Origin of the sequence: Streptomyces sp. NPDC000410 (genome assembly GCF_040300305.1) — a bacterium.
In the GTDB taxonomy this organism is placed as follows: Bacteria; Actinomycetota; Actinomycetes; order Streptomycetales; family Streptomycetaceae; genus Streptomyces.
Genome location: NZ_JBEPDM010000046.1, coordinates 23205 through 36589 on the forward strand (window position 1 = coordinate 23205; position 13385 = coordinate 36589).

The window sequence follows — 13385 nt, forward strand, 5'->3', positions numbered from 1 at the left end:
CCCGCTCACCGCCCCCGCGACAACCCCCCACCCCCCACGGGAACGAACCGCACCCGCGTCCCCGGCACCGCCTGCGCCGCCCCCGCCAGGTCCGCCTCCCGGACGACCCCCACCACCGGGTACCCACCCGTCGTCGGGTGGTCGGCGAGGAACACGACGGGCCGCCCGTCCGGCGGGACCTGGACCGCGCCCAGGACCATCCCCTCGCTGGGGAGTTCGGCGCGGACGGCACGCTCCAGAGGCGGACCATCCGTACGCAGGCCGATGCGGTTGCTCGCCGCCGCCACCCGGTACACACCGGACACCAGGGTCCGCAGCGCCGCCCCTGTGAACCAGTCGTCGCGCGGCCCGAGCCGCACCCGAAGCACCAGCTCGGACGCCGGCGCGGACCAGGGCGGCGAGCCGTCGAGCCGCCCGGCGGGCCCGGCTGGCAGGCCCAGCGGCAGCACCGCACCGTCGCCCAGGGGCGCGGGTCCGAGGCCCGAGAGCAGGTCGGTCGACCGGCTGCCCAGCACCGGCTCGGCCGCGACACCCCCGGCGAACGCCACATAGCTGCGTACGCCCTGCACCGCCGCGCCCACCTCCAGCACCGCACCCGCCGCGATCCGTACGGGCGCGCCCCACGCCACCGCCCTGCCGCCGACGCGCACCGGACAGGGCGCCCCGCCGACTGCCACGGTCACCGCGCAGCGCGGCCGTATCGCGCATCCGGTCAGGGTGGTCTCCAGGACGGCAGCCCCCTCCGGATTGCCGACGATCCGGTTGACCAGGCGCAGGGCGGACGGATCGAGCGCGCCCGAGCGGGGTACGCCGAGGTGCGCGTGCCCGGGGCGGCCCAGATCCTGCACGGTGGTCAGGGCCCCGGCCCGGACGACCGCGAAGGCCCGATCGGTCACCGTCCCTCCCGTACGAAGCGCACGCCGGTGCCCGGAGCGAGCAGCGCGGCGGGCTCCCGCGCCGGGTCCCACAGGGGCACGTCGGTCGTCCCGATCAGCTGCCAGCCGCCGGGGGAGGAGCGGGGATACACCCCCGTGTACGGTCCGGCCAGCGCCACCGACCCGGCCGGGACGGACGTCCGCGGCGTCGCCCTGCGCGGCACCGCGAACCGCTCGTCCAGCCCGGTCAGATAGCCGAACCCGGGCGCGAACCCGCAGAAGGCGACATGGAATCCGGCCGCCGAGTGGATCTCGGCGACCTCGCCCTCCGCGACGCCCCACAGCGCCGCGACGTCCGCCAGGTCGGGCCCGTCGTAGCGCACGGGTATCTCGATCACCTTCCGCGCGCCGGCCGCGCGCGGCGGGATGCGCCACCCGGGCAGCTCGGCGGCGAGCCTGCCCGGTTCGTCGATGCCGTCGAGCAGCACCGTCCGTGCCGCCGGCACGATCTCCCGCACCGGCGGCAGCGTGCCGGCGGCGCGGCGGCGCAACAGTTCGGCGTGGAGCGACGCGGCCTCCTCCCCGCTGTCCAGCTCCACCAGCAGCGCCCGGTCACCGACGGGCAGCAGCCTCATACGAAGGCCTCCACACGAACCCCCGACGCCTCCAGCCGCGACCGCACCCGGCGGGCCAGGCCGACCGCCCCCGGGGTGTCGCCGTGCAGACACAGCGAACGCCCGCGCACGCCCACCGAACGGCCGCACAGCGAGGTGACGACCCCGAAGCGGGCCATGGACACCGACCGCTCCACCACCGCCCCCGCGTCGGTGACGACAGCGCCCTCCTGCCCCCGTGGCACGAGGGTGCCGTCCGCCGTGTACGCCCGGTCCGCGAACGCCTCGGTGACGACGGGGAGTCCGGCCTTCTCCGCGACGGTGTGCAGCCTGGAGCCGGGCAGCCCCAGCAGCGGCAGTCGCTCGCCGGTGAGCAGGACACCCTCGACGACGGCCTCGGCCTGCTGCTCGTCGTGGACGACGCGGTTGTAGAGCGCACCGTGCGGTTTGACGTACGAGACGCGCGTACCGGCGGCGCGGGCGAAGACCTCCAGCGCGCCGATCTGGTACGCGATCTCGGCCGCGAGCTCGTCGGGAGGGACGTCCATCGAGCGGCGGCCGAAGCCGGCCAGGTCGCGGTACGAGACCTGGGCGCCGATCCGCACCTTGCGCTCGGCCGCCAGGGCGCAGACCCGCCGCATGGTGGCCGCGTCCCCGGCGTGAAAGCCACAGGCCACGTTGGCGCTGGTGACGACGGAGAGCAGTTGCTCGTCGTCGGTCAGCCGCCAGCGGCCGAAGCCCTCTCCGAGGTCGGCGTTGAGATCGATCGATGCCCAGGTCATGGTGGGGCGTCCTTTCACGCGAGCTCGCGGCCGCGGGTCTCGGGCAGCCCGAGGAGCGCGACGACGGCGAGGCCGTAACCGATTGCACCGAAGACGAGGGCGCCGCCGACGCCCCAGCTTCCGGCGAGGAACCCGACCAGGGTGGGGAAGAACGCCCCCACCGCCCGGCCGGTGTTGTAGGTGAAGCCCTGTCCGGTGCCGCGCACCGCCGTCGGATACAGCTCGGCGAGGAACGAGCCGAATCCGCTGAAGATGGCGGACATGCAGAACCCGAGCGGGAAGCCGAGCACCAGCAGCAGCCCGTCCGCTCCCGCCGGAATGTTCGTGTACGCCAGGATGCAGAGCGCGGACAGTACCGCGAACAGGGCGATGTTCTTCTTCCGGCCGAGCACGTCCGTGAGGTAGCCACCCGTGAGGTAGCCGATGAAGGCGCCGGAGATGAGGAACGTCAGATAGCCCCCCGTGCCCACGACCGTGAGCCCCCGCTCCGACTTGAGGTACGTCGGCACCCAGGTGGCCAGGGTGTAGTAGCCGCCCTGGACGCCGGTGGAGAGCAGCACCGCGAAGAGCGTGGTGCGCCCCAGGTCCCTCCGGAAAATCGCGGTGAACGAGCCGCGGTCGCCGCTCGCGCGGCGCCGCTCCGAGGCTTCGGGGGCGTCGGTGACATTGCGCCGGACGTAGACGACGAGCAGCGCGGGCAGGGCGCCCGTCCAGAACATGACCCGCCACGCTACGTCCGCGTCCAGGAACTGGAAGACCAGGGTGTAGACGATGACGGCGAGGGCCCAGCCGGCCGCCCAGGCGCTCTGGATCGCGCCGAGCGTGCGGCCGCGGTGCTTGGCGGTGGCGTACTCGGCGACGAGGATCGCGCCGACCGCCCACTCGCCGCCGAAGCCGAGGCCCTGGAGGGCGCGGAAGACGAGCAGCGTCTCGTAGTTGGGGGCGAAGCCGCACAGGACGGTGAACAGCGCGTACGTGATCACCGTGATCATGAGGGCCCGGACCCGGCCGATGCGGTCGGCGAGGATCCCGGCGAGCGCGCCGCCGATGGCCGAGACGACCAGCGTGACCGTGGTGAGCAGCCCGGTCTGGCCGCTGTCGAGGCTGAAGTACGCCGCGATGGCGACCATGCTCAGCGGCAGCGTGAAGAAGTCGTAGGAGTCGAGGGCGTAGCCGCCGAACGCGCCGCCGAAGGCCCGGCGGCCGCGTGGGCCGAGCGCCCGGAGAAAAGCGAACGCACCGGTGTCCTCCGGTCGTTCGCCCTGTTTCGTCTGGGTGGTCCGGGTCGTGCTCATCTGCACCTCGCAGAGGGGGAGGGGGTGCTGCTGAGTGACGCTCACCACACCGTAGAGGATTGTTGAACGATCCGACAAGGGGAATGTTGTCTTGTTCCTGTTTCTACGATTGAATCCGGACGATGCAGGCAGGGAGAGAGGGCGCTGTGGGAGCGACGGAGTCCGAGCACGGCCAACTGGCGGACGACCGCCTGCTGCTGAGTCGCACGAGCACGGCGGAACGGGTCGCGGACATCCTGCGCACCCGGATCGCGGAGGGCTTCTTCCCGCCGGGGGCACGGCTCTCCGAGGACGCCATCGGCAAAGCGCTGGGAGTCTCGCGCAACACGCTTCGCGAGGCGTTCCGGCTGCTGACCCATGAGCGGCTGCTGGTCCATCAGCTCAACCGCGGCGTGTTCGTGCGCGTCCTCGCGGTCGAGGACGTCGAGGACATCTACCGCACCCGCCGGCTGGTCGAATGCGCGGTCGTGCGCGGGCTCGGCAAGCCGCCGTTCGCGCTGGACGACCTGATCGACGCGGTGAAGGACGGTGAGCGGTACGCCCGCGAAGGCGACTGGAAAGGCGTCTCCACCGCCAATATCCACTTCCACCGGGAGCTCGTCGCGCTCGCGCACAGCGTGCGGACGGACGAGCTGATGCGGGGCGTCCTCGCCGAACTCCGCCTCGCCTTTCACGTGGTGGGCGACCCGCGCGCGCTCCACGAGCCCTATCTCGTACGAAACCGGGAGATTCTGGAGGTACTGCGGGCGGGGGAGCGGGACCGTGCGGAGCGGCTCCTCGCCGACTATCTGGACGACTCGCGGGCCCGGCTCGTGCAGGTGTACGCGGAGCTGGTCGCGGACGGAGACACCACGGAGCGCTGAGGCCCGCCCGCGCTCCGCGCGCCGTGGCATGGCGGGGGGTCTGCGCCGTTTCGACCGTTGTCAGTGCGAGGACCTAGTCTGTGCACCGTGACTTCGCCTGCCTCGACGGAATTCGTTCCGCCCCAGCTCAGCGCGGGGCCGCGGCCCGCGCAGGGCCCGGCCGCCGACGAAGGGCTCGCGCGGCGGCTCCGCGCGCTCGCGTGCACCGCCCCGCTGCACGATCTGGACACCCGCAAGGCGAATCTGGCCGGTGAGTACTCGATCTACGCGATGGCGGAAGTCGCCCTCGCGGCCATCGATCTCGTCACACTCAACATGGACTTCGACACCGGCGCCGACCATGAGCAGATAGTGGCCAGGCTGCTCCCTCGCATCGCGGCGCAGGCGCCCCAGCGGCCCGTCGCGGAGCACGAGCGTGTCGCCCGCTGGGTCCTGGAGAACCTGATCAACGTCGGCAGTGTGGACCGCGGCTTCCGTGCCGTCTACGGCACTTTCGGAGCAGATGGGGTCTATGTCCGGCGGGACTACGACTTCAAGCTCATCGAAGAAGTCCCCGGCTATGGCGGCAGTGTCTATCTCCGTACGACGGACGAAGCGGTCAACGTCCTCGTCGGCGCCCTCGACACGGACGTCACCAGCGCCCAGATCGCCGCCGAGGTGAAGCTGGAGGTGCTCATCAGCCGGGGCAGGCTCGCCGACGCGCAGCTCGCGGCGGAGCAGGCCCGCTACCGGACAGTGCAGTACGCGGAGACCCTCCGCAAGACGCTGGAGGCGACCCGCCGCAACGTGCGCGCGGTCGACTGGCTCAACGCCGTGCCCGACATGATCGCCGAAGCGCTCGACCACGTCGCCGACCGCTACCGCCACGAGAACGCGATCCTGACGAACATCCGCAAGGCGCGCGACGAGGCCGAGACCGGTTCTGATCCGAAGACGGGCGAGCACAAGCGCCGCGCCGCCGAGCTCGTCGACATCGTCAAGGACTGCATCCGCCGCCACACCCAGCTCCAGTCCCGGCTCCTGGAAGCGGGCCCCCTCTTCCGCGCCGAGCAGGACCGCCAGGCCTTCGCCGCGCCCGCCGCCCGCTCCGGGACGGACCTGTACGGGCAGATCGTGGCCCCCCTGCTGCCGCTCCCCGTCGAGCAGGCCATCCGCGTCACCGACGCCTTCTTCGCCCGTGGCACCGGGCTGCGCACCCCGGCCGCCGTCCGCGTCGGGGACCTCGTCGACATGCTGCTCACCCCGCCCGTCGAGCGGGAGCACCTGGGCGCGGAGATGCCCGAGCCGGACCTGATCGCGACCCCGGACGACAGCCGCTTCAGCGAGGAACAGCTCGCGCACGCCAAGGAACTGCTCGACCTGGAGCACGACGCCCCGCGCCGCCTCTCCGGCCTGCTCGCCGAAGCGCGCCGCCGCGACCCGGACCTCCCCTACCTCGTCGCCCTCCTCGCCATCCACGCGGCCAGCCCCCCGGTCGGCACCGCCTACCGCCAGGGCGAACAGCGCCTGCTCTTCGCCGTCGACGACGGCACCCCGCTCGACGACCCCGAATTCGGCGGCGCCGACCTGATCGTGGGCACGGCCCTGCTGGACGCGGCCGGCATGGCCGCGGACCGCACGGAGGCGGCATGACCACGCACACCGCCGCCATCCGGCCGTGGGGCGTACGCGGGTGCCCGAGCGCGGCTGTCCGGCCGGGCCGCGGGGCACCGCATGCCGGCCGTCCGGCCCGCTCGCTGCCCGCGCACGGGTGTCCGCGCGTCACGGCTCGCCCCTGCGGCGGCGCCGGGGGCCGCCGCGCCCACCTGTCCGCGGCCGTGGGCGGACGGCCGGGCGGCGCCGACACCGGAGTGGGCGACATGCCCGTATTCGTACCGAAAGAGAACCACCGCGAGGAGCACCAGCCGTGAGCGACCACGACGCAGAGCACGCCGGGGCGTGGAGCGAGCCGGGTGCGCCGCAAGGGCCGCCGTCCGGGCCGATGGCCGGTGCCGGGGGAGTCACGCCCGCGGACGCGGCCGACGCGGCGCGGCTCGTCTCGTTCGGGCTGCAGCCCAAGCTGCTGCCCGCACGTGACGTCGAGTACGCCGACCTCCTGCGGCGCTACCGTGAGGACCCCGCCTTCGCGCGGCTCGCCGACGCGGTCGCCACCGGCCTCGGACTCGTCGTCCTCGAAGTGTCCCCCCGCGCCGGTATGGCCGTGACCGCCGGCGAGGACTCCGTCTTCGCCGTACGCATGGGCGACTACGCCCGCCGCGCCTCCACCGACTCCGCCGACCGCTTCCTGCACGGGCTCGCCCATCTCGCCGTCGCCGCCATGGCGTTCCCGCGCCCGGAGGACCTCGCCGACGACGGCTACATCGGCCGGATCACCGTCAACGGAGTCGACGCGTTCGTCCGGCAGGCCTGCCGCCGCCTCGAGGAGCGCGCCGAGGACCACGGGGAGAACACCGACCCGGCCTCCGACGCCCCCGGTCTGGAAGCGGCCTGGCGGATCTACGCCAGACGCAGCGCGACCGGCGCGACCAAGGACGCGCGGCGTCTGGCCGGTTCCACCACCGGCATCATCGGCAAGGCCGTCGCGTTCCTCACCGACTCCGGCTTCCTGCAGCGCACGGGCGACGACGCGGGCGGCGCGTACCGCACGACCGCCCGCTACCAGCTCCAGGTCCGCGACATGGCGGGCAGCGCCGCCATGGCCGAACTGCTGGAGCTCGGGATCGTCCCGGTCACCGACGGCACCGCGACCCTCGTGCCGCCACCCGACGCCGACGACCTGGAGCTCGCCGCCGACGCCGGCCTCCCCTTCCACGCCTGATCCTGCCGAGAACGACGAGAGTCCCCCGCCATGTACGAGCTGTCCCGGGTCCGCCTCTACTCCATCGGGCCTGCCGGTGCGCGCTATGCCGACACCGTGCTGGACCTGCGCGGAGTCGGCGCACCCGTGCCCAACCCGGCCCCCATGCAGGCCGAGTTCTTCGAGGAGGAGCCGGTCGGTCCGCCGCGTCGGCCCGCTCCCGCGGGCGTGCTCTTCCTGGAGAACGGCGGCGGCAAGTCCGTCCTGCTCAAACTGATCTTCTCGGTGATGCTGCCCGGTCACCGCAACACGCTGGGCGGCGCCAGCTCCGGCGTGCTGCGCAAGTTCCTGCTCGCCGACGACTGCGGACACGTCGCGCTGGAGTGGCAGCACACCCTCACCGGAGAGCTCGTCGTCGTCGGCAAGGTCAGCGAGTGGCGCGGGCGGCAGGTCTCCAACGACCCGAGGAAGTTCGCCGAGGCCTGGTACAGCTTCCGGCCGGGTCCCGGACTGAGCCTCGACTCGCTGCCGGTCGCCGAGTCCACCGCCGTCCGCCCGCCCGTCGAAGGCGCGTCCGGCGCGCAGGGTCGCCGCCGCACGATGAAGGGCTTCCGGGACGCGATCACCGACGCGGGCAAGGCGTACCCGCATCTCGACGTGTACTGGGAGGAGATCCACGACCGCTGGAACGAGCACCTCGGGGATCTCGGCCTCGACCCGGAACTGTTCCGCTACCAGCGGGAGATGAACGCCGACGAGGGCGAGGCCGCCGGCCTCTTCGCGGTCAAGAAGGACTCCGACTTCACCGACCTGCTGCTGCGGGCCGTGACCGACACCCGCGACACGGACGGCCTCGCCGACCTCGTCAGCGGCTTCGGCAACAAGCTGGGCCGCCGCGCCGAGCTCACCGCCGAGCGCGACTTCACGGCGGGCTCAGTCGATCTGCTCGGGCGGATCGTGGACGCGGCCGAGACGCGTGCGCGCGCCCGCGACATCCACGCGGGCGCCGAACGCCGCACGCGTACGCTCGCCCGCAGGCTCTCCGCCCGCGCCGGGGAGGAACGTGGCCGCTCCGCCGAGCTCGCACAGCTGGTCACCGCCGCCGCCCACACCGTGACCGAGGCCGAACGGTCCCGCGGCCGCGGCTCGCTCATCGCCGCCGAACTGGCCTACCGGCACGCGTCGCTCGCGCTCACCGTCGCCGAGAAGGGCGCCGCCGCGCAGCGTCGCGAGCTCACCGACGCCCGCACGCTGCACGCCGCCTGGCAGGCGGCCGAGGCGGTGCTGCGGCACCGTGCCGCGGCCGACCGGTCCGCCCGTGTCGCCGCCGCGATCCGCGAGGCCGAACGGGACGCCGCGCCCGCCCTGGCCGCCCGCGCCACGGCCGCCGCCGACCTGGTGCGCGCCCTGCACGCCGCCGCGGACGACGGCGAGCGCGTCGCGAACGAGGAGGAAGAGCGCTCCACCGCCCTCCAGGAGGCCGGAGAGACCGCCCATCGCGACGCCACCGCAGCCGCGACCGAGGCCCAGCGCGCCCGCAGCGAGTCCGGACACCTGCGCCAGCGCCTCGCCGAGGTCGAACTGGAGACCGCGGAAGCGGTACGGGCCGGCTGGCTCGACGACACCGCGCCCGACGCCGACCCCGCACGGGCGGCGCTCGCCGCGAGCGACGCCGAGAAGACCGCGGTCGCCGCCTGGGACGCCGCCCGCGACGCCGCCCGTACGGCCGCCGACCACGCCCGCGCGGCCGCCGCCGACGAAACCCGGGCCGAACTGACCGCGGCCCGCGCCGCGGACGCCGCGCAGTCCGCCGCGCACGCCTACGAGGCCGAGCGCCTCGCCGCGGCCTCCATCGCGGAGTCCGACCGCCTCGCCGAGCTGCTGAGCCTTCCCCCCGCGGGTGCGGAGGCCACGGGAGCGGCATCCCCCGCCGCGTCCGCCCGGCGCTCGTCCGTGCACGTATCGCTGCCCGGCGCCCGTACCGCGCCCGAGGCCATCGGGGCCACCCCGGGCGGAGCCCCCGGCCCGCTGCCCGCGGGTTCCGCCGGGCAGGGTGCGGCGGGTGCTGCCGGAAGGCCCGGCCCGGCGCCTGCGGGTGATGCGCCGACGGCTGCCGGTCCCACCCCGGGTGGGGCCACTGCCGGTGACGGCCCGGCGGCTGCCGCCGCCGGTACGACCGCGCAGTCGGAGGGCACCGCCGAGGCCGCGTCGGCCGAAGCGGGCCGAAGCGCCGAACCCGGCGTCGGCCCCGGCCACCCCGTCGCAGGCGCCACCGCTCCCGGCGCAGGTCCCGGCGCCGCCGCGACCGGCCCCGGCACGCCCCCGTCCGCCTCCTCGGGCCACCCCGACCCCGCCGCCGCAGGCGCCACCGCTCCCGGCGTCGAGTCCGACGCGACGCGGCCCGCCCCGGCGCTGTACGGGCAGGGTACGGAAGGCCCCCTCACCGCCGAGGAGTTCGACCGGTACGCCGATGACCTGCGCGAGCTGCTCGACCAGGGAGTCGCCGCCGCCGAGCGGCAGTTGTTCGATCTACGGACCGCCGCAGCCGACGACGCCCGCATCCTCGGAGCTCTCGGCGACGGCGGACTGCTGCCGCCCGGCCCCGACGTGCTGGCCACCGTGGAGTTCCTCGGAGAGCACGGCATCCCCGCGCTGCCCGGCTGGCGCTACCTCGCCCAGGCCGTCGACCCGGCCGACCACGCCGCCGTGCTGGCCGCGCGGCCGGAGCTGGTCGACGGCGTCGTGATCACAGACCCGGTGTCGTACGCCAGGGCCCGCGAGGCGCTCGCCGGTGCCGCGCTGCTGCCGCGTTCCACCGTCGCCGTCGGCACCGCCGCCGCCCTGCTCGCTCCCGTACCGGGGGACGGCGGCGGCGACGGTGACGTCTTCCTCGTACCGCCGAACCCGGCCATGCACGACGAGCACGCCGCCGACGAGGAGCGGCAGGCGCTGCGCGCCAGGGCGGCCGCGCGGGACGAGGAGATCCGGCAGCTGGCGGCCCGCCTCGCGGGCGACCGGGCGCTCGCGTCCCGGATCGGGGCGTGGCGCGCGGACTGCCCGCCCGGCATGCTCGCCGAGCTCGCCGAGGCGGCCCGTACCGCCGAGGAAGCGGCCGAGGCCGCCGAAGCGGCGCTCGCCGAGGCCCGGACCGTACGCACCGAGGCGGACGAGGCCGCCGCCGACACCGCCCGTGTCCGCGACGAGCGCCAGGACGCCGCCCAGCGCGCCCGCCGCGCCGCCGACGCGCTCGCCGGGCTGGCGTTCCGGCTGCGCGAGCGGGCCGGCTGGCAGACGAAGCTCCGCGAACTCGCGGACGACGCGGCCGAGTCCGAGGCCCGGGCGGCCACCTGCCTGGAGCGGGCACGCGCCGCGGACGAGGACCGCCGCGCCGCCCAGCGTGCCGCCGACGACGCCCGCCGCACGGCCCGTGCGCTGCGCGCCGAGCGCGCCGAGATCGCGGGCGCCCCGGAGCAGCTCCCCGAGGCGGACCCCGACGCGCCCCGCGTTCCGCTGCCCGCCCTGCGCGAGGCGTACCGGGCCGCTTCCCAGCTGTACGAGAAGGTCGGCGTCGGCGCCGACCTGCGCGCCGAACAGGCCCGCGCCGAGAGCGACGAGAGCGCGGCCCTCGCCGAGCTCGACCGGCTCACCAACAAGGTCCGCACCCGCGCCGCCCAGCTCCTGGAAGGCACGGACGGTGCCGACGGCCCCTCCCGCCAGGCCGCCGCGGCCCGCGCCGAGGCACTGGTGCAGATGCTGGAGACCCGTGCCTCCGAGGCCAGCGAGAAGCTCGGCCGACTGCGCGGCGACGCCGAACGCCTCGCCCCGGTGGACGGAGAAGCGCACACCGAGCTGCCCGACGAGCTCGTCCCCGCCGACGTCGAGCAGGCCCAGACCCTGCTGCGTACCGCCACGACCGAACTCGCGGCCCGCACCGAGGCGCTGGAGACCGCCCGCGCCACCCACGCCGAACTGCTCACCGCCCACCGCGGTGCCGAGGACGCCGCGAGCGGCTTCGACGAGACCGCGGCGCTGCTGCGCGACCTGCTCAGGGACCACGCGGAGGAGGAGCAGGAGACCCCCGAGCCGTACCCGGGCAGTCTGGAGGAGGCCCGGCAGTCCGCGGCCGAGGCCCGTCGCTCGCTGCGCGGCTGCGCGTCCGACCTGTCCACCGCCGAGGCCGCCGTACGCGAGGCGAGCGACGTCCTCGTACGCCACGCCAACTCCACGCGCTACGAGGCGGTCCGCACCCCGGCCCGCCAGCAGATCCGCGAACTGCCCGCGGCCGCCCTGCCCGAGCACGCCGCCAAGTGGGCCGAGGCGTTCGCGCCCAGGCTGCGTGTCCTCACCGACGAGCTCGCCCAGTTGGAGCGCAACCGCGACTCCATCGTCGACCGGCTCCGGGGTCTCGTGGAGTCCGCGCTCACCACGCTCCGCTCGGCACAGCGGCTCTCCCGGTTGCCCGAGGGCCTCGGTGAGTGGTCCGGCCAGGAATTCCTCCGCATCCGCTTCGAGGAACCCGACCAGGCCACCCTCACCGAACGGCTCGGCGAGGTCGTCGACGAGGCCACCCGCGCCGCCCTGAAGAAGAACTCCGACCTGCGCCGGGACGGCATGTCCCTGCTGCTGCGCGGCGTCCAGGCCGCGCTGCAGCCGAAGGGCGTCGCCGTCGAGATCCTCAAGCCCGACGCCGTCCTGCGCGCCGAGCGTGTCCCGGTCGGACAGATGGGAGACGTCTTCTCCGGTGGCCAGCTGCTCACCGCCGCCATCGCCCTCTACTGCACGATGGCGGCCCTGCGCAGCAACGACCGCGGCCGTGACAAGCACCGGCACGCGGGCACCCTGTTCCTGGACAACCCGATCGGCCGTGCCAACGCCACGTATCTGCTGGAGCTGCAGCGGGCCGTCTCGGACGCGCTCGGCGTCCAGCTGCTCTACACCACAGGGCTGTTCGACACGACCGCGCTCGCCGAATTCCCGCTGGTCATCCGGCTGCGCAACGACGCCGATCTGCGCGCGGGGCTCAAGTACATCAGTGTCGAGGAGCATCTGCGCCCCGGTCTGCCGCAGCAGAGCACCGAGGGCGAGACCGTGCACGGTGAGATCACCGCGACCCGGATGTTCAAACGCGGGGCGGCCGATGACGCACCCGCACCGGAACAGCACCCCGCCCCGTCGACCACTCTCCAGTAGAGCGGGTCAACGACTCCCGAGGACAGCCCCGTCCACCACCGCCCGGTGGACAGTCCCCGGGGCACGGGCCGTCCGTCAGGCCTCGGACAGCCTGCCGCCCGTGCCCCGCCTCCGTATCCGCGAGGCCTCCCGAGCCGTCGCCCTGGCCGTACGCCGGGCGCGGCGCCGCTCACGCCGCAGCTGCCGCGCCGTGCTGCTCGGCACCGAGACCACACCATTGCGCTGATTCCACACCTGGCGGGTCACCCAGATGTCCAGCACCGCCCACGTCGCCAGGACCGTGCTGCCCACACTGCTGAGGACCATGGGGAACGCCAGCCACGAGCCGGTGAGACTGAAGAAGAAGGCCATCACCGCCTGAACCAGCGTCACCGCCGTCACGATGACGGCCCGCACGGCCGCCGTACGCACCGGATCGGGCATCCGGCGCCGCGCCGCCGGCTCCTCGACCCAGAGCCTCCGGCCGCCCGGCACACCCGTCTTGTCCGCCGCTCCCATGGTCCGCGTTCACTCCCCACCGGTGTCCGACTGCAGGGTGGCTGCCCGGCCCGGGCCCGATTACGCCGCTGGGCCCGCAACTCCTGCTCCCCGTACTGAGTCCCCGTACAGGAAGACGAACGGGCCGCGGCGAAAATTCCCCCGGAACGAAGAATTCCAGCCATACGTCCAGGAATCGAAAGCGGGGTCCTGCCAGGTGTCCTCGGCCACAGTGCCGAGTTCCAACTCCCCGAATACCAGGACAACTCATGATCAACGCAACCGGCCGCGGCTGAAAATCGTCCGGACGTGCCTTCGAGTTGTCGGCGCGTCAGTAGTAGGCTCACGCCGTTTGTTGACGCAGGGAGCAAGAACGCGTCACATGCAAGACCCGACACACGCAACACAGATCACACGCACAACAGACCACACGCACAACAGACCACACGCACAACAGACCACACGCACAACAGACCACACGTAACACGTACG

10 protein-coding genes are annotated in these 13385 nt (G+C 74.0%); 5 read left to right on the forward strand and 5 right to left on the reverse strand.

Going from position 1 to position 13385, the window contains the following annotated elements; translation table 11 throughout:
- Positions 1-5 precede the first annotated feature (5 nt).
- From ABT342_RS30795 to ABT342_RS30810, 4 genes are read right to left on the reverse strand one after another with little or no spacing between them, the layout of a single operon-like run.
- Entirely contained in the window at positions 6-896 is an 891-nt protein-coding gene (locus ABT342_RS30795) for a 5-oxoprolinase subunit C family protein (protein WP_351581139.1), read from the reverse strand.
- On the reverse strand, positions 893-1510 hold the full coding sequence (pxpB, locus tag ABT342_RS30800; RefSeq protein WP_351581141.1) for a 5-oxoprolinase subunit PxpB: 618 nt from the start codon (positions 1508-1510) through the stop codon (positions 893-895). Before pxpB ends, ABT342_RS30795 begins: the two co-directional genes overlap by 4 nt.
- On the reverse strand, positions 1507-2271 hold the full coding sequence (locus ABT342_RS30805) for a LamB/YcsF family protein (protein WP_351581143.1): 765 nt from the start codon (positions 2269-2271) through the stop codon (positions 1507-1509). Before ABT342_RS30805 ends, pxpB begins: the two co-directional genes overlap by 4 nt.
- Before the next feature lie 14 nt (positions 2272-2285).
- Positions 2286-3566 carry an MFS transporter gene (locus tag ABT342_RS30810; protein ID WP_351581144.1) on the reverse strand — a complete coding sequence of 427 codons (1281 nt, stop codon included), beginning with the start codon at positions 3564-3566 and terminating at the stop codon, positions 2286-2288.
- A gap of 122 nt (positions 3567-3688) precedes the next feature.
- Between ABT342_RS30810 and ABT342_RS30815 the strand changes: the two genes are divergently transcribed.
- The 5 genes from ABT342_RS30815 to ABT342_RS30835 all read left to right on the forward strand — a co-directional run bounded on the left by ABT342_RS30815 (position 3689) and on the right by ABT342_RS30835 (position 12416).
- Complete coding sequence (locus tag ABT342_RS30815) at positions 3689-4429, forward strand: GntR family transcriptional regulator (RefSeq protein WP_502965642.1); 741 nt, start codon at positions 3689-3691, stop codon at positions 4427-4429.
- Between the two features lie 87 nt (positions 4430-4516).
- Positions 4517-6061: a hypothetical protein gene (locus tag ABT342_RS30820; protein ID WP_351581148.1), complete on the forward strand. Its 1545-nt coding sequence runs from the start codon at positions 4517-4519 to the stop codon at positions 6059-6061.
- Positions 6058-6339, forward strand: a complete 282-nt coding sequence (locus tag ABT342_RS30825; RefSeq protein WP_351581150.1) for a hypothetical protein — start codon at positions 6058-6060, stop codon at positions 6337-6339. The genes ABT342_RS30820 and ABT342_RS30825 overlap by 4 nt, the downstream gene beginning before the upstream one ends.
- Entirely contained in the window at positions 6336-7247 is a 912-nt protein-coding gene (locus ABT342_RS30830) for a hypothetical protein (RefSeq protein ID WP_351581151.1), read from the forward strand. The genes ABT342_RS30825 and ABT342_RS30830 overlap by 4 nt, the downstream gene beginning before the upstream one ends.
- A 30-nt stretch (positions 7248-7277) precedes the next feature.
- Complete coding sequence (locus ABT342_RS30835) at positions 7278-12416, forward strand: hypothetical protein (RefSeq protein ID WP_351581153.1); 5139 nt, start codon at positions 7278-7280, stop codon at positions 12414-12416.
- A 75-nt stretch (positions 12417-12491) separates the two neighbouring features.
- Here ABT342_RS30835 and ABT342_RS30840 read toward each other — a convergent pair whose 3' ends face one another.
- Entirely contained in the window at positions 12492-12914 is a 423-nt protein-coding gene (locus ABT342_RS30840) for a hypothetical protein (protein ID WP_351581155.1), read from the reverse strand.
- Positions 12915-13385 lie beyond the last annotated feature (471 nt).

What these genes read in the sequence shown, in the direction of transcription:
- ABT342_RS30840 (WP_351581155.1), bottom strand. Translation starts at nt 12,914, where the DNA reads ATGGGAGCGGCGGACAAGACGGGTGTGCCGGGCGGCCGGAGGCTCTGG.
- ABT342_RS30825 (WP_351581150.1), top strand. Translation starts at nt 6,058, where the DNA reads ATGACCACGCACACCGCCGCCATCCGGCCGTGGGGCGTACGCGGGTGC.
- pxpB (WP_351581141.1), bottom strand. Translation starts at nt 1,510, where the DNA reads ATGAGGCTGCTGCCCGTCGGTGACCGGGCGCTGCTGGTGGAGCTGGAC.
- ABT342_RS30810 (WP_351581144.1), bottom strand. Translation starts at nt 3,566, where the DNA reads ATGAGCACGACCCGGACCACCCAGACGAAACAGGGCGAACGACCGGAG.
- ABT342_RS30805 (WP_351581143.1), bottom strand. Translation starts at nt 2,271, where the DNA reads ATGACCTGGGCATCGATCGATCTCAACGCCGACCTCGGAGAGGGCTTC.
- ABT342_RS30835 (WP_351581153.1), top strand. Translation starts at nt 7,278, where the DNA reads ATGTACGAGCTGTCCCGGGTCCGCCTCTACTCCATCGGGCCTGCCGGT.
- ABT342_RS30815 (WP_502965642.1), top strand. Translation starts at nt 3,689, where the DNA reads ATGCAGGCAGGGAGAGAGGGCGCTGTGGGAGCGACGGAGTCCGAGCAC.